This window comes from Roseateles asaccharophilus (genome assembly GCF_031458115.1).
Classification (GTDB): domain Bacteria; phylum Pseudomonadota; class Gammaproteobacteria; order Burkholderiales; family Burkholderiaceae_C; genus Pelomonas; species Pelomonas asaccharophilus_A.
This window is the reverse complement of sequence record NZ_JAVDXV010000010.1, coordinates 46960-61214: the sequence shown is the minus strand read 5'-3', so window position 1 is coordinate 61214 and position 14255 is coordinate 46960. Positions and strand designations below refer to the sequence as shown.

Sequence of the window (14255 nt, the reverse complement as noted above, 5' to 3'; positions counted from 1 at the left end):
CCTCAAGCCAATTGACCCGCGGCCGCATGGATGGCGGCGCGGATGCGGGTGTAGGTGCCACAGCGGCAGATGTTGCCGGCCATGGCTTCGTCAATCTGCGCGTCGCTGGGCTTCTTGTTGCTCTTGAGCAGGGCCACGGCGCTCATGATCTGCCCGCTCTGACAGTAGCCGCACTGCGCCACGTCATGCGCCACCCAGGCGGCCTGCACGGCCTGGCCCACCTTGTCGCCGGCCAGGCCTTCGATGGTGGTCACCGGGCTGCCGGCGACGGACGAGATCGGCGTCAGGCAGCTGCGCACCGGCGCGCCGGCCACATGCATGGTGCAGGCGCCGCATTGCGCCGCGCCGCAGCCGAATTTGCTGCCGGTCAGCTTCAGCTCCTCGCGCACGGCCCACAGCAGGGGCATGTCCGGTTCGGCGTCCAGCGCGACGGCGCGACCGTTGACGGTCAGGTTGATCATGGGGGGTCTCCGGGTGTGAGATGCGCGACGACTCTAGCCAGAAGCGGCACCCGAGGAAACAAGTCAGGCTTTGTGTTCGCCAAGAGCCTTCTGCATGAACACGCTGAGCGGATCGTCCGCATAGTCGCCGAACGGCCCGCGGCGCTCGAAACCGCAGCGCGCGTACAGGCCCAGCGCTTCGGGCTGGTAGGGCCCGGTCTCCAGCTGCAGCAGCAGGCAGCCGCGCTTGGCCGCCTGCGCCTCCAGCAGCGCCAGCAACCGCTGCGCCACGCGCTGGCCCCGCGCGCGCGGGCTGACGAACATGCGCTTCAGCTCGCCCGCCTGCGCGTCCAGCACGACGGCGCCGCAGCCCACCGCCTGCCGCTGCGCATCGCGCGCCACGGCGAACAGCACATGCGGCTGCACCAGCACGCTGAGGTCCAGCGCATGGCGGCTCTCCGGCGGGTACAGCGAGTCCTGGTAGGCGTCCAGCTCGTTGATGAGGGCGATGACGTCGGGCTGGTCCGGCGATTCGAGGGCGATGCGCATGGCGCGCGACTATGCCTTGTGCTGGCGCGCCAGCTGCCCGGCCCAGGTCGCCACCTGACGACGCAGTTCGGCGGGCTCCAGCGCCTGGGCCTCGGGCGCCAGCGACAGCACCAGCCGCGCCGCCTGCTCAACGCTTTCTATCGGCAGGCGCACGCGCGCCAGGCCCCGCTTGTCCACGGTGGCCGCGGCGATCGCCTGCGCCGCATAGCTGCCCTTCTCAACCAGCCGCCGCCGACCCTCGGCGGTGAGCCGCAGCACCGCCATGCCGGGCCGCAGCTCGCGCTCGAAGCGCTGCAGCGACGCCTGCCACCAGGCCGCCAGCTCGAAGTCGTCGGGCCGGTCGAAGGTCTCGTCGCTCACCGCCAGCGTCAGCACGTTGGACACCTTCAGCGTCATCGTGCGCGCACCGGCCCGCATGACGGCATACCAGCTGCCGCCCTTCAGCACCAGGCCCAGCGGCTCGGCGCGCCAGTGGCGCTCGCCCTTCCAGCTCAGATAGTCCAGCTCGACGACGCGGCACTCCAGCACCGCCTGGGCCAGCGCCGGCAGATGGGCGGCCGGCTCGCCGCCCTGATACCAGTCCAGCGGGTCCACGTGCAGCCGCGCCTGCAGCCGGCCGGCCAGCGCGGCCGTGTCGCCGGGCAGCGCCGACTGCAGCTTGACCCGCAGCCGCTGCGACGCGCCACCCAGGCCCAGCTCGCTGGCCGCGCCGGGCAGGCCCAGCAGCGGCAGCGCCTGCGCCTCGTCGCCCAGCAGGCCGTTGAGCCGCGTCGCAAAACCCTCGCGCAGCCGGAAGCCGCCGCCGCGGCCGCGCTCGGCATAGACCGGCACGCCGGCCGCCGACAGCTCGTCGATGTCGCGCAGGATGGTGCGCACCGACACCTCGAACTCGCGCGCCAGCGCCGGCGCCGTGATCTGCGGGCGCAGCTGCAGCAGGATCAGGATGGACAACAGGCGGCTGGCACGCATGAAGGGCAGTGTGGCGCAAAAACATGACGCCGCCTGTCAGCTTTGAAGTCGCAGCATGCGGGCCTCAACCACTGGAGACCCCATGAATACCCCCGACATCGAGCGCCGCCAGCTGCTGCAGGCCGCCGCCGCACTGGGCCTGGCCGGCGCGACCGCCGCGGAAGCGGCCGAAACCGCCGTGCCGCAGCCCGGCCCCGCAATGACCGGCACGCTGTCCGCCACGCGCTCGCCCGGCAAGCCCGGCGACTTCGACTTCCTGACCGGCCGCTGGAAGATCGTCAACCGCCGCTACCGCGACGGCCGCTGGGATGTCTTCGACGGCGAGGCCACCGTGCACGCCATCCTGGCCGGCATCTGTAGCGTGGAGGAGCTGCGCATCCCGGCGCGCCAGTTCAGCGGCATGGGCCTGCGGCTGCTGGACGTGAAGAAGGCGCAGTGGAGCGACTTCTGGGTCAACGGCGCGGCTGGCGAGCTGGGCGCGCAAGGCCTCAAGGGCAGCTTCGAGAACGGCGCCGGCATCTTCGAAGAGGCCTCGGAGGTGGACGGCAAACCGCAGCTCTACCGCAGCGTGTGGGACCGCATCACGCCCACGTCCTGCCGCTGGCAGCAGGCCGTGTCGCGCGACGGTGGCAAGACCTGGACACTGGACTGGGACATGGCCTGGACGCTCGTGGCTTGACGAGCCCCTCGCCCGGTCTTGCCGCGCTGAACGCGGGCAAGCCCAGTCGGTCCCCCGAGGGAACGGCGATGCTTGCGGCGTTGAGCCGCAAGCACATCGCCCAAGTGGGCCGGCTTGGGAGCGGCCCGGCGCTCGGCCCGAACACCGGGCGTCGCGCTCGTCAGCCGCCCAACTCGCGCTCCAGACGCTGCAGCACGGGCCGTATCGCCTCACCCATGCGCAGTTGCGGGTTTGAATAGCCGTCGCTCTTGCCGGCCTCCTGCTCGCGCACTTCGATGGCGTTGCGCGCCGCGGCGTGCGCGTCGGTGAACGACAGCGTCCGGCGCAACTCCTCCGCGTACATCGCGCGGCCGAAGAAGGTCAGTTCCGACTTGCGGCCGCAGCCGTAGGAGGTATGGTCGGCGTCCGCTGCGGTCATGACCAGCGTGCCGTCGCCGGCCAGCGGTTCCACCCAGCTGCCCGAATAGCAGGCCGACACGGACACCACGCGCCAGCGCACGCCGGCCTCGTCCAGCCAGCGCTTCAGCAGCTGCGGCGTCATGGGTTCGGTCTGCAGCGGCCAGGTCTCGGTGGCCAGGCGGCCGTCGGCGCCGCCGTGCGATGTCAGGTGCAGGATCAGCACGTCGCGCTCGCGGTCCATCCGCGCGGCGATGCGCGCGATGCTGTGGCGCAGGTTCAGCGGCGTGGCCCAGGGCAGCGATGCTGCCGTGGCGGGGTTGACCACCAGCTCCACCATGCCGGCACCGAAGCGCTCGCGCATCGTCTTGGCAACCGTGGCGCTCTCGCGCATGAACACGTCCTCGGACGCGTAGGGCGCGTAGGTCAGGCCGTAAACATTGATGCGCCCGGGCTGCGGCGCCGGCAGCTGGGCCAGCGCCTCGTCCAGCAGCTCCGACTGGGCGGCCACGATCTCGTCGGTCAGCGGCAGTCCGGCAAAGCTGGCCTCAGCATCGGCGGGCGGCTCGCTCCACCAGAAGCTCACCGGCGCCAGCCAGCCGCCGACCAGCCAGGGGATGGGCAACACCATCAGCAGCACCGCACGCGCGGCCCGCGTTCCGGCCTCGCGCCACAGCAGCACGGCCTGCATCAGCGCGGCCCAGGACAGCGGCGTCAGCCAGACGGCCCAGGACAGCGCGGCGGGCCAGTCATCGCCCGGGCCCCAGGCTGCCCGCAACGCCAGCACCGCCACGCCGCCGATGGCGTTGAGGACCAGCCCCGCCGCCGCGGAGACTGCCAGCAGCGTCGCCGGGCCCACGGCCGCCGTGCGCGAGCGCACCACCACCCAGCACAGCCAGGCCCACGCCGCCGTGCCCACCCAGCCGGCGAGGATGCCGTTCCACAGGAAGCGCGGCTCGCCATCCATCAGCGCGCGCTGCATGACCAGCGCGATCGGATAGCTGGCCAGCACCAGCACGGCCAGCGTCAGCGGCCGCGCCTGCAAGCCGTCCCAGCGCGGCGGCCGGAATGCCAGCACGCGCGCGCCCTCGCGCAACCAGGCCAGGCCGCCACGCCGCGCCGGCGGCGTCACGCCAGCCGGTGCCTGCGGCATGTCGGCTGCGGCCTCGGGCGCGTCTGGCAGCCCTTGCTCTTCGTCCATCCCCTCGCCCTCCCGGCCTGCACTATGAAGCAGTTCCGCGGGAGATCGGCGAAGCCTCAGTCCGCCACGGGCGCCTGCCGCCACTTGAACTGACCCTGCAGGCGCTGCACGTCGGGGTGCGCCGCCAGCAGCTTCAGCGGCGCATTCAGCACCAGCGGCAGCAGGCCGCAGCGCGCGCGAAAGGCCGCGTCGACCAGCGCCGCCGCCCGGTCCACCTGGCCCAGCACCGCCAGCGCCGGCGCGAACAGCACGTTGCTCGCCGCGTTGTAGTGGTCGTCGGCCAGCGCCGCGTCGATCAGCGCCAGCGCCCGGGCGGACTCGCCGCAGCGCGCCAGCACGATGGTCTGCGTGGCGCGCACATAGGACGGCGCATCGGTGCGCGCATGCAGGCGCAGCGCGGGCTCGACCAGCGCCGGGCCCGGGTTCAGGTAGGCGCGCCACAACAGGTGCTGGCTGATGGCCAGCACGTTGTCGGGATGGTCCAGTTCGGCGCGCTGGGCTTCGCGCAACGCGGCCTCGGGCTGGCCGTCATAGCCCAGCGCCCGCGCCAGCATCACGCGCGGATAGACCGCGAAGGGCCGCTGCGCGACGGCGCGGCGCAGCACGCCCACCGCCTCGCCGCTGCGGCCCGTGGCCAGCAGGTGCCAGCCGAACAGGGGCAGCAGTTCGGCGTCATCCGGCTGCTCGCGGTAGGCCGCGCGGAACAGCGCCTCCGCGTCGTCGAAGCGCCAGTCCATGTCGGCCAGCCACGCGCGGGCGACGCGCACGCCGGCCTCGTGCGGTCCGGCGGCATCGAGCTGGGCTTGCGCGTCGGCCACGCTGACGCCCAGTTCCGCCGCCATGCCCCAGCCCACGGCGGCACCCATGGTGGCGGCCAGCGACACGCGGGCCGGTGCGTAGTCGGGGTACTCGGCCACGATGGCGCGCAGCACGGTCAGCGCCCGGCCCATGCCGCGCGGCGTGCCGTGCTGGGCCAGCTCCCACGCATGCAGGTAGGCCTCGACGACGTCGGGCGGCGCCTTCACGACGGCCTGCATGCGGCTGTGCACCGCGGGCTCGGGCTGCACCAACCGGTAGCCGAAGCCGTAGACGGCCTCGATCTTCACGTCGGGCAGCGCCCGGCGCAGCTGGCTGATGCAACGGCTCAGGCTGTCGTCGGACACGGCCGAGCCGCCCCAGGCGTGTTCGATGATGTCGGCCTTGCTGACCGCCTGCGGCTGCGCGCGGATCATCAGCGCCAGCACCGCGCTTTCCTTGGGGGGCAGGAACAGCGGCGAGTCCTGCCAGGTGGGCTGCCCGTCCAGCGTCAGATCCAGGGCCATGCGCGTCGATATCCCGAGTGTCGAGAGCTCCTCTCCAGCGGGAGCCTGGCCGGACTCTATCGGGACTGCCCCGCCGCGCGGCGAGCGGCCACGACTCAGGCCGCGGCGTGCAAGGCGCCGGACAGGCCCAGCGCGGGGTTGTCGAGCAGGCGCGCGATGTCCATCAGGATCAGCATGCGCTGCTCCACGGTGGCGATGCCGGTCACGAAGCTGGTGTCGAAGCCGGGGCTGCTCAGGCGCGGCGCCGGGCGGATGTGTTGCTCGCCCAGTTCCAGCACGTCGGACACGGCGTCCACGACGACGCCCACCAGGCGCTCGCCCAGGTTCAGCACGATGACGCCGGTCTGCGGCGTGCACGGCGCCGCCTGGCCGAAGGCCAGCCGCAGGTCCACGATGGGGGTGATGACGCCGCGCAGGTCCAGCATGCCGCGCAGCACCTCGGGCGCGTTGGGAATGCCCACCGGCACCTCGTAGGAGCGGATCTCCTGCACCTGGCGGATGCCGATGCCGTACTCCTCGTCGCCGAGGCGGAAGCTCAGGTACTCGGCCGATGCGGCGGGGGCAAGAGGCGTGGGCGCCGTGGTCAGTGCATGCATGTCGACCTCAGGCCAATGCGTGGTTGATGCGGAATACGGAGACGGCCTGCGTCAGCAACTGGGCCTGCTGGTTGAGGCTGTCGGCCGCGGCGGCGCTTTCCTCCACGAGGGCTGCGTTCTGCTGCGTGACCTGGTCCAGTTGCTGGACGGCATCGCCCACCTGGCCGATGCCCTGCGACTGCTCGTGGCTGGCCGCGCCGATCTCGCCCATCAGGTCGCTGACGCGGCGCACCTGGTCCTGGATCTCGGCCATCGTGCGGCCGGCGGCGTCCACCAGGCTGCTGCCCTCCTCCACGGTGTCGACGCTCTGGCCGATCAGCACCTTGATCTCCTTGGCCGCGTCGGCCGAGCGGCTGGCCAGCGCGCGCACCTCGGACGCCACCACCGCGAAGCCGCGGCCCTGCTCGCCGGCCCGCGCGGCTTCCACCGCCGCGTTCAGCGCCAGGATGTTGGTCTGGAAGGCGATGCCGTCGATGACGCCGATGATGTCGCCGATCTTCTTGGAGCTGGCCGACACGCGGCCCATCACCTCGACGACCTGGCCCACCACCTCGCCGCCGCGCGACGCGACGGCCGACGCCGTGGCCGACAGCTGCGTGGCCTGGCGCGCCGTGTCGGCGTTCTGCTGCACGGTGACGGTCAGCTGCTCCATCGAGGCCGCGGTCTGCTGCAGGTTGGACGCCTGCTCCTCGGTGCGCTGCGACAGGTCGGCGTTGCCGGTGGCGATCTGCGACGAGCCGGTGGCGATGGAGTCGGAGCTGGTGCGCACGCGGTCGATCAGCCGCGTCAGGCTGCCCGTCATGTCGCCCAGGGTCTGCATCAGCTGGCCGGTTTCGTCCTGGCTGCGCACCACGATGCGGTGCGTCAGGTCGCCGTCCGCCACGCTGCGGGCCACGGCCACCGCCTCCTGAAGCGAGCGCGAGATCAGGCGGGCCACGCCCAGCGCCAGCAGCATGCCCAGCGCGATGCACACCACCAGCAGGCCGATGACCCAGCCGCGTGCCGTGGCGTACAGCTCGTCGCCCAGGCGGTTGGCCTCGTCGGCGCCCGCCTCGTTGACCTGGATGATCTCCTCGATGCGCGCTTCCATGGCCCGGAAGCTGTCCTTGCCGACGCCGCGCATCAGCGCAAGGGCGTCGTCGTTCTTGTGCTCGCGGGACAAGGCCAGCAGCTGCTGGTGCGCGCCCAGATACGTGACCAGCAGCTCGGAGAACTCGGCATAGGCCTTCTTCTCTTCCGGCTCCGACAGCAACGCCTCGTAGGCCTTGCGGTCCTTGTCCAGTTTGCCGAGCAGGCCGGTCATGGTCTCTTCGTAGCCCTTCTTCAGGTCCGCGGTGTCGGCCAGCACATGCTGCTGCGAGAACGAGCGCAGGCGGGCCAGGCTGTAGCGGATGTCGCCGGCGGCCTTGACGGCCGGCATCCAGTTCTCCGCAAGGTCGGTGGCGGTCCGGTTCACGCGGGCCAGCTCGACGATGGCGAACACGCCCAGGCCGGCGGTCAGCACCAGCACGGCAACGAAGGACACCACCAGCTTGGTGGCGATCTTCAGGTCTTGGAACCACTTCATGAATCAGGTCTCCGATGTTGGTTTGGCCCGCCAAAACCCCCGCATTCAGGGGGTGCCGGCAATGGGAAACATCGTAGAAACCCTAATTCGTCAAATCCTGATGAAAGTCCGATGACAGCTCACTGTCAGCCAGCCCGTCGTGACTTATTGCCGGCGAGCCGGTGCAAGCAGCTGTCGCGCGTGCGACGCGGCCGCTGCCGGGCAGGCTGCGGCGGGCAACCCATGGGGGCGGAAGATCTCGGCCGCCACGCCGCTCGCGCAAAGCGCCTGCAGCGTCCGGGCAAAGACCAGTGCCTGAGCCGCATCGACCCGGGACGGCACGAGGGCATAGGCATAGGCCACGTCCTTGACCACCGCCACCGGCGTGGCGCCACCCAGGTCGGTGCTCAAGCGTTGGCGCTCGGCCACCGCCTCGTTGACCAGCGCCAGGCCGTCTTCGCCATAGCGGCCGGCACCCAGCTTGCGCAGCACCGTCGCATGGTCAGGCTCGATCTCGGTGCGCACCTGTGACACGCCGGCCACCAGTTGCTGCAGCGTCGCCGCTGCATCCGACGGGCCGTAGGCGGCCAACGTGCGGCCCGCCAGCGTGGGGTGGCCGGTGCCAAGCGCCACGGCCGGGCCGGAGCGCCCCAGCAGCACATAGCGCGCCGCGACGACCGGCGCGCTGACATGGAAGCTGGCGCGGCGACCGGGCGAGTCGACGACGGGGAACAGGCCATCCACCTCGCCGCGCTCGGCCTGGCCCAGCGCGCGCCGCCAGGGCAGTTGCTCGACGACGCAATGCCAGGCCAGCCGCGCGCAGGCGGCCTGCAGCAGTTCCACCAGCGGCCCGGCGGGCCGGCCATCGGGCCCGGCCTGCGTGTAGGGCGCGAAGGGCTTGGTGACGAACTTCAGCGTCGTCGGCGCGGCGGCGCAGTCGGCGCCGACCAGCAACGCCAGCAGCCATCGCCAGGAGAAGGCAGCCATGGGGTCTCCTCGCCTGGCCGTCCAGGGCTCAACGGTCGATGGGCAGCGGCGCAGCCGGGTTTACCAGGCCGCCCTCGCGCAGCTCGCGCCAGAAGCCGGCCGGCACGCGTTCGGCCAGCGCGGCACCGTCCTCGGCGATGCGCTCGGGCCGGCTCGCGCCCGGGATGACCGCAGCGACGGCCGGGTGGGCCAGCGCGAACTGCAGGCCGGCGGCCTTCATGCTGATGCCGTGGCGGTCGGCGACGGCCTTGATGCGGGCGATGCGGTCGCGCATCTCGGGCTTGAGCGGCGCGTACTCGAAGTTCGGGCCGCCCACCAGCGCGCCCGAGCTGTAGGGCCCGCCCACGACGATGCCCAGCCCGCGCGCAGCCACCTGGGGCATCACGCGCTGCAGCGCCTGGTCGTGGTCCAGCAGCGTGTAGCGGCCGGCCAGCAGGAAGCCGTCGGGCCGCGGGCCGTCCAGGTCCAGCAGCAGCTCGATGGGCTGCACACGGTTGACGCCCAGGCCCCAGGCCTTGATGACGCCTTCGTCGCGCAGCCGGTCCAGCATCTTGAATGCGCCTTGGCGCGCGCTTTCGAAGACGGACAGCCACTCGTCGCCATAGAAGTCCTGCGCGACGTCGTGCACCCAGACGATGTCCAGGCGGTCGGTCCTCAGGCGCTTCAGGCTGTCCTCTATGGAACGCAGCGTCGCGTCGGCCGAGTAGTCGTTGACGATGCGGTTGGGCCGGCCGTGCTTGAACACGTCGCCCTTCTCGCCCAGGTCGCGGGCGCTGACGTCTTCCACCTCGTCCAGCACCAGGCGGCCCACCTTGGTGCTGATGACGTAGTCGCCGCGCGCCTTGCCGGCCAGCGCGTCGCCCATGCGCAGTTCGGCCAGGCCGGCACCGTAGAAGGGAGCGTTGTCGAAGTAGCGGATGCCATCGTTCCAGGCCGCGTCCACCGTCGCGCGGGCCTCGGCCTCGGGGATGTCGCGGAACATGTTGCCCAGCGGCGCGGTGCCAAAGCCCAGCTTGCCGGGGAGGATGTCTTTCAATGCCATGGCGTGCTCCTTGAGAAGGGTTCAGGCCGCTTGGGCGAACTGCGTGTAGCCCTCGGCGCCACCACCAAAGTAGGCGGCCGCGGGCGCGTCGAACAGCGGCGTGTTGTCGCGCAGACGGGTGACGAGGTCGGGGTTGCCGATGAAGGCCCGACCGAAGGCGACCATGTCGGCATGGCCCGAGGCGGTGGCCTCCAGCGCGCGCTGGCGGTCGTAGCCGTTGTTGGCGATATAGGTGCCGCCGAAGGCCTGCTTCAGCACGGCAGTGTCCACGGCCGGCTGGCCGGTGTCGCCGTGCATCTGGCCCTCGACCAGGTGCAGCCAGGCCAGGCCGCGTGCGCTGAGCTGGCTCACCAGATAGGTGTGGGTGGGCATGGGCGTGCTGTCCAGCGGCGTGTCGCCGATGGCGGTGGACAGTGGCGACAGCCGCACGCCCACGCGGTCGGCGCCCCAGACGCCGGCGACGGCGTCCACCACCTCCAGCGCCAGCCGGGTGCGGTTCTCGATGGAGCCGCCATAGTGGTCGGTGCGCTGGTTGGTGCTGTCGCGCAGGAACTGCTCCAGCAGATATCCGTTGGCGGCGTGCACCTCCACGCCGTCGAAGCCGGCGGCCTGGGCGCGCAGCGCGGCCTGGCGGTAGTCCTCGACGATGGCGGCAATCTCGTCCAGCGTCAGCGCCCGCGGCGCGGATGGCGGCTGGTGGCCCGCCTCGGTGTAGACCTGGCCCCCGGCCTGCAGCGCCGATGGCGCGACCGGCGCGGCGCCGCCTTCCTGCAGGCTGGTGTGCGACATGCGGCCCACATGCCACAGCTGCACGACGATCTTGCCGCCCTCGGCATGCACCGCGTCGGTGACGCGCTTCCAGGCCCGGACCTGCTCGTCCGTGTACAGGCCCGGCGTGTACGCATAGCCACGGCCCTGGCGCGAGATGTTGGTGGCCTCGGCAATCAGCAGGCCGGCCGTGGCGCGCTGGCGGTAGTACTCGACGGCCAGCGGCGACGGCACGCCGTCCATGCCGGCGCGGGAGCGGGTCAGCGGGGCCATCGCGATGCGGTTGGTCACGTCGATGGCGCCGATGCGGGTGGGGGTGAAAAGGGTGTCCATGCAGATCTCCAGGGGGTTGGCGGCTTGCGGTGAAGCAATGATGGGCACCCGCACTACATTCATCCAATTTATCTGTTGAATTCCAGACATTCACAAATCAACATATCTGCATGCGCTACGACCTGAACCTGTTGCCCGTGTTCCTGGCTCTGGTGGAGGAACGCAGCGTCACGCGGGCGGCCGAGCGGCTGGGCATCACGCAGCCGGCGCTGTCCAACGCGCTGACCCGGCTGCGCACCCTGATGCAGGACCCGCTGTTCATCCGCGAGCGCTACGGCATGCAGCCCACGCCCAAGGCGCAGGAGCTGGCGCCCGTCATCGCCGCGGCGCTGGCCGGGCTGGACGAGGTCATCCACGGCCAGCAGGAATTCGACCCCGCCCAGGCCCGCCAGCTCGTCACGCTGGCGCCCAACAGCTATGTGGAGTTCGTGCTGATGCCGGCCATCGTCGCGCGGCTGCGCGAGCGCGCGCCGGGGCTGCGGCTGCGGCTGACGCCCTACGGCACCGATCTGGCTGAGACCGGTGTCATCTCAGGCTCCACCGCGCTGGCGCTAGGCCGCATCACCGACCCGCCGGACAACGTCGTCGTGCAGCCGCTGATGGACGACGGCCTCGCCTGCGTCGTACGGGCCGACCATCCGACGGTGGGCGACCGTCTGACGAAGAAGCAGTACGAGCAGCTGCGCCACGTCAACATGCTGCCGCCGGGGCGGCTGCGCGTGGGCCTGTTCCAGGCGCTGGAGCGCCAGGGGCTCAAGCGCGACGTGGCCGTGTCGGTCACGCATTTCCTGGCCATCCCCGACATGATCGCCGTGACCGACTACTGCGCCACGCTGCCGCGGCTGATCTGCGAGCGGCTGCGCAGCGACCCACGCCTCAAGGTGTTGCCGGCGCCGGTGGACCTGGGCCGCTTCCCCGTCGAGATGGCCTGGCATGTGCGCTACCGCGCCGATCCCGCCCACCGATGGCTGCGCGGGCTGATCGCGGAGGTGGCGCAGGAGATCGCGGCCTAGCCCGCGATGCGCTCGAAGCGCGCGCGCACGACGCCGTCCACGGCCAGCGTGCCGGTGAACATCTCGTAAGGCCGCACCCACCAGCCGCTGTCGTTGTAAAGCGGCCGGTAGACCACCACCGCCTCCAGCGTCTCGCTGTGGCGGGCGGTGGCCAGCACCTCGTACTCACCGCCCTTGTAGTGGCGATAGCGGCCAGGGGTGATGGGGGGCAGGGGCGGAAGGTCGGCGTCGCTCATGGGCGCATTGGAACCCAGCGCCGCGGTGCGCCTTCAGGGCGGGATCACGCAGGCGCCCGGGACCTGGCGGCCGCTGGCCGCGGATTCGCGGCACAGCTCGCGCCACAGCGCCTCCGCGAAAGCCGGCTCGCGCTGCGCCAGCGCGGGCAGCACGCCCACCTGCAGCCGCAGCGTCTCGATGACCGGGCCGAAGCGCTCGATCTCGCGGGCCAGTTGCGGGTCGCGGCGCAGCCGCTCGTCCAGCAAATGGCTGTGCGTCAGCAGCAGCGGCGTGCGTCCGGCGCGCAGCTTCTGCAGCGAACTTTCGTGGCTGGGTGCCGGGTCCACCGGCCAACCGCGCTCGCGCGCCAGCGCCTCGGCACGGCCGCCCGCCATCGCGCCGATGCGCGCGCCATCGGGCAGCACCGGCAGCGCGGTGGCATTGCCGCTGTCATTGGTCAGCAGGCCGCGGCGCGCATAAAGCACGTAGTCGACGCGCCCCAGGCTGAGATCGAACTCGCCACGCGCGCCGGTCACCGGCGGCAATGCCAGCAACGCCGCCACCGGCCCGCCGCGCGCAACACCCGCCACCAGATCGAGATCTCCGGTTTCGACGAGCGCCTTCACCCGTCGCGACGGCAGCCGCACGAACTCGGCGCGTTCCAGGCAGCCCAGCCGCTTCAGCGCGGCGCGCGTCCACGTCACCAGAAGGCCGGGTGACGCAGCGAATCCGGCGCCCTGCCCGCGCAGAAAGGGCTCAGCCGGCGACTCGCTGAAGGCCACGCGCAACCGCGCCGGACAGCTGCCGGTTTGCGCCAGGCCCGCGGCCGGCAGCAGGCACGCCGCGAGGGCGCACACAATGCCGCGCTTGAAACTGCTCAGGTCCACGCGACCGAGTATGCGGTTGCCCCCTCATTTCTGACCGAGCGACACCGACATGAACCCGTCCCGCCGTCAACTACTGCACTTCAGCGCCGCCGCATCCAGCCTGCTGGCCGGCAGCGCCCAGGCCGCGACCGCCACCACCGGCCCGCTGCGCCCCGCGCGTCTGCGCGCCGGCGACACGCTGGGCCTGATCAGCCCCGCCAACGCGACCTACGAGCGCGAACCGCTGAAGATCGCCATCGAGTCGCTGCAGGCGCTGGGCTTCAAGGTCAAGCTGGGCGAACACGTCGCCGCGCGCCGCGGCCCCTTTGCCGGCACCGACGCGCAGCGCGCCGCGGACGTCAACGCGATGTTCGCGGACGACGGCGTGGCCGGCATCCTCGCGATGACCGGCGGCTCGGGCTGCAACCGCATCGTCGACAAGCTGGACTACGAGCTGATCCGCCGCAAGCCGAAGTTCTTCGGCGGCTTCAGCGACCTGACCAGCCTGGTCAACGCGCTGCACCGCCAGACCGGCCTGGTCGCCTTCCACAGCCCGGTGGCCGTGTCGGAGTGGAACGACTACTCGGTGCAGAGCTTCAAGGCCGTCGCGATGAACGCCGAGGCCGCGCTGCTGCGCAACCCGGTCGTCAAGCCGGCCGATGACCTGCTCGCCCGCGAGGAGCGCATCACCACCGTGCGCGCCGGCAAGGCGCAGGGCCGGCTGGTGGGCGGCAACCTGACGGTGCTCGCGTCGCTCGCAGGCACCCCCTACTTCCCCGACTGCCGCGGCGCCATCCTGTTCCTGGAAGACATCAACGAGTACATCTACCGCATCGACCGCTGCCTCTCCACGCTGCGTCTGACCGGCGCCTTGGGCCAGCTGGCCGGTGTGGTGCTGGGCCGCTTCACCAAGTGCGAGCCGGGCGACGGCTACGGCAGCCTGACGCTGGAGGAGGTGTTCGACGACTACTTCCTGCCGCTGAACATCCCCGTCTACCGAGGCGCGGCCATCGGCCACATCAAACGCAAGCTGACGGTGCCGGTGGGGGCGGTGGCGGAGATGGATGCGGATGCAGGGACGATCCGGTTGCTGGGGCCGGCCGTCATCTGACGCACGCCGACGCCGGCAGCCCGTACGGCTTCAGCAGTTCTGCGACGCGGCCGCTGCGGCACAGCGCGGTCAGCGCGCTCGCGAAGTCGGCCGCGCTGGCCGCGTCCGTGCGCTCGCGGTTCAGCCCGAAGGCATAGCCGAAGCGCTTGACCTCGCCGGCCACGCGCAGGCCGGCCAGCGATTCATCGCGCATCAGCTGCTCCGCCACCGCCTCGTTGGCC

Annotated in this window: 16 protein-coding genes; 3 read left to right on the top strand and 13 right to left on the bottom strand. The window is 71.5% G+C overall.

The genetic code is table 11. The annotated features are described in order from the left end of the window. Positions 1-2: 2 nt before the first annotated feature. From J2X21_RS23005 to J2X21_RS22995, 3 genes are all read right to left on the bottom strand, one after another. On the bottom strand, positions 3-461 hold the full coding sequence (locus J2X21_RS23005; protein ID WP_310332460.1) for a (2Fe-2S)-binding protein: 459 nt from the start codon (positions 459-461) through the stop codon (positions 3-5). Between the two features lie 63 nt (positions 462-524). Beyond that, entirely contained in the window at positions 525-989 is a 465-nt protein-coding gene (locus tag J2X21_RS23000; protein ID WP_310332459.1) for a GNAT family N-acetyltransferase, read from the bottom strand. 9 nt (positions 990-998) lie between these two features. Continuing rightward, positions 999-1958 carry a helix-turn-helix transcriptional regulator gene (locus tag J2X21_RS22995; protein WP_310332458.1) on the bottom strand — a complete coding sequence of 320 codons (960 nt, stop codon included), beginning with the start codon at positions 1956-1958 and terminating at the stop codon, positions 999-1001. Positions 1959-2040: 82 nt separating this feature from the next. Between J2X21_RS22995 and J2X21_RS22990 the strand changes: the two genes are divergently transcribed. Further along, positions 2041-2637 carry a twin-arginine translocation signal domain-containing protein gene (locus tag J2X21_RS22990; protein ID WP_310332457.1) on the top strand — a complete coding sequence of 199 codons (597 nt, stop codon included), beginning with the start codon at positions 2041-2043 and terminating at the stop codon, positions 2635-2637. 160 nt (positions 2638-2797) lie between these two features. Here J2X21_RS22990 and J2X21_RS22985 read toward each other — a convergent pair whose 3' ends face one another. The 7 genes from J2X21_RS22985 to J2X21_RS22955 all read right to left on the bottom strand — a co-directional run bounded on the left by J2X21_RS22985 (position 2798) and on the right by J2X21_RS22955 (position 10828). Continuing rightward, on the bottom strand, positions 2798-4234 hold the full coding sequence (locus J2X21_RS22985) for a C13 family peptidase (RefSeq protein WP_310332456.1): 1437 nt from the start codon (positions 4232-4234) through the stop codon (positions 2798-2800). 56 nt (positions 4235-4290) lie between these two features. Next, entirely contained in the window at positions 4291-5556 is a 1266-nt protein-coding gene (locus J2X21_RS22980) for a winged helix-turn-helix domain-containing protein (RefSeq protein ID WP_310332455.1), read from the bottom strand. Positions 5557-5651: 95 nt separating this feature from the next. Beyond that, positions 5652-6152: a chemotaxis protein CheW gene (locus tag J2X21_RS22975; protein WP_310332454.1), complete on the bottom strand. Its 501-nt coding sequence runs from the start codon at positions 6150-6152 to the stop codon at positions 5652-5654. Between the two features lie 7 nt (positions 6153-6159). Then, complete coding sequence (locus J2X21_RS22970) at positions 6160-7719, bottom strand: methyl-accepting chemotaxis protein (protein WP_310332453.1); 1560 nt, start codon at positions 7717-7719, stop codon at positions 6160-6162. 144 nt (positions 7720-7863) lie between these two features. Then, entirely contained in the window at positions 7864-8685 is an 822-nt protein-coding gene (locus J2X21_RS22965) for a substrate-binding periplasmic protein (protein WP_310332452.1), read from the bottom strand. Between the two features lie 28 nt (positions 8686-8713). Beyond that, complete coding sequence (locus tag J2X21_RS22960; protein WP_310332451.1) at positions 8714-9727, bottom strand: aldo/keto reductase; 1014 nt, start codon at positions 9725-9727, stop codon at positions 8714-8716. 21 nt (positions 9728-9748) lie between these two features. Beyond that, complete coding sequence (locus J2X21_RS22955; protein WP_310332450.1) at positions 9749-10828, bottom strand: alkene reductase; 1080 nt, start codon at positions 10826-10828, stop codon at positions 9749-9751. Between the two features lie 110 nt (positions 10829-10938). Between J2X21_RS22955 and J2X21_RS22950 the strand changes: the two genes are divergently transcribed. Further along, positions 10939-11841, top strand: coding sequence for a LysR family transcriptional regulator (locus J2X21_RS22950; protein ID WP_310332449.1), 903 nt, complete (start codon positions 10939-10941; stop codon positions 11839-11841). On the opposite strand, the gene J2X21_RS22945 is transcribed toward J2X21_RS22950, so the two are convergent. After that, positions 11838-12077, bottom strand: coding sequence for a DUF1653 domain-containing protein (locus J2X21_RS22945; RefSeq protein ID WP_310332448.1), 240 nt, complete (start codon positions 12075-12077; stop codon positions 11838-11840). The two genes, J2X21_RS22950 and J2X21_RS22945, sit on opposite strands and share 4 nt — an antisense overlap. A gap of 33 nt (positions 12078-12110) precedes the next feature. After that, positions 12111-12944 carry a hypothetical protein gene (locus J2X21_RS22940; RefSeq protein ID WP_310332447.1) on the bottom strand — a complete coding sequence of 278 codons (834 nt, stop codon included), beginning with the start codon at positions 12942-12944 and terminating at the stop codon, positions 12111-12113. Positions 12945-12993: 49 nt separating this feature from the next. Here J2X21_RS22940 and J2X21_RS22935 point away from each other — a divergent pair, with 49 nt between their 5' ends. After that, positions 12994-14034 (top strand): S66 peptidase family protein, encoded by a 1041-nt coding sequence (locus tag J2X21_RS22935; RefSeq protein WP_310332446.1) that lies wholly within the window; start codon positions 12994-12996, stop codon positions 14032-14034. Here J2X21_RS22935 and J2X21_RS22930 read toward each other — a convergent pair. Further along, positions 14027-14227, bottom strand: coding sequence for a hypothetical protein (locus J2X21_RS22930; protein WP_310332445.1), 201 nt, complete (start codon positions 14225-14227; stop codon positions 14027-14029). The genes J2X21_RS22935 and J2X21_RS22930 overlap by 8 nt on opposite strands. Between the last annotated feature and the right edge of the window lie 28 nt (positions 14228-14255).

Coding starts and splice junctions, on each gene's coding strand:
- J2X21_RS22990 (WP_310332457.1), top strand. CDS start 2,041: ATGAATACCCCCGACATCGAGCGCCGCCAGCTGCTGCAGGCCGCCGCC.
- J2X21_RS22945 (WP_310332448.1), bottom strand. CDS start 12,077: ATGAGCGACGCCGACCTTCCGCCCCTGCCCCCCATCACCCCTGGCCGC.
- J2X21_RS22965 (WP_310332452.1), bottom strand. CDS start 8,685: ATGGCTGCCTTCTCCTGGCGATGGCTGCTGGCGTTGCTGGTCGGCGCC.
- J2X21_RS22995 (WP_310332458.1), bottom strand. CDS start 1,958: ATGCGTGCCAGCCGCCTGTTGTCCATCCTGATCCTGCTGCAGCTGCGC.
- J2X21_RS22980 (WP_310332455.1), bottom strand. CDS start 5,556: ATGGCCCTGGATCTGACGCTGGACGGGCAGCCCACCTGGCAGGACTCG.
- J2X21_RS22975 (WP_310332454.1), bottom strand. CDS start 6,152: ATGCATGCACTGACCACGGCGCCCACGCCTCTTGCCCCCGCCGCATCG.
- J2X21_RS22970 (WP_310332453.1), bottom strand. CDS start 7,719: ATGAAGTGGTTCCAAGACCTGAAGATCGCCACCAAGCTGGTGGTGTCC.
- J2X21_RS22930 (WP_310332445.1), bottom strand. CDS start 14,227: ATGCGCGATGAATCGCTGGCCGGCCTGCGCGTGGCCGGCGAGGTCAAG.
- J2X21_RS22955 (WP_310332450.1), bottom strand. CDS start 10,828: ATGGACACCCTTTTCACCCCCACCCGCATCGGCGCCATCGACGTGACC.
- J2X21_RS23005 (WP_310332460.1), bottom strand. CDS start 461: ATGATCAACCTGACCGTCAACGGTCGCGCCGTCGCGCTGGACGCCGAA.
- J2X21_RS22935 (WP_310332446.1), top strand. CDS start 12,994: ATGAACCCGTCCCGCCGTCAACTACTGCACTTCAGCGCCGCCGCATCC.
- J2X21_RS22985 (WP_310332456.1), bottom strand. CDS start 4,234: ATGGACGAAGAGCAAGGGCTGCCAGACGCGCCCGAGGCCGCAGCCGAC.
- J2X21_RS23000 (WP_310332459.1), bottom strand. CDS start 989: ATGCGCATCGCCCTCGAATCGCCGGACCAGCCCGACGTCATCGCCCTC.
- J2X21_RS22960 (WP_310332451.1), bottom strand. CDS start 9,727: ATGGCATTGAAAGACATCCTCCCCGGCAAGCTGGGCTTTGGCACCGCG.
- J2X21_RS22950 (WP_310332449.1), top strand. CDS start 10,939: ATGCGCTACGACCTGAACCTGTTGCCCGTGTTCCTGGCTCTGGTGGAG.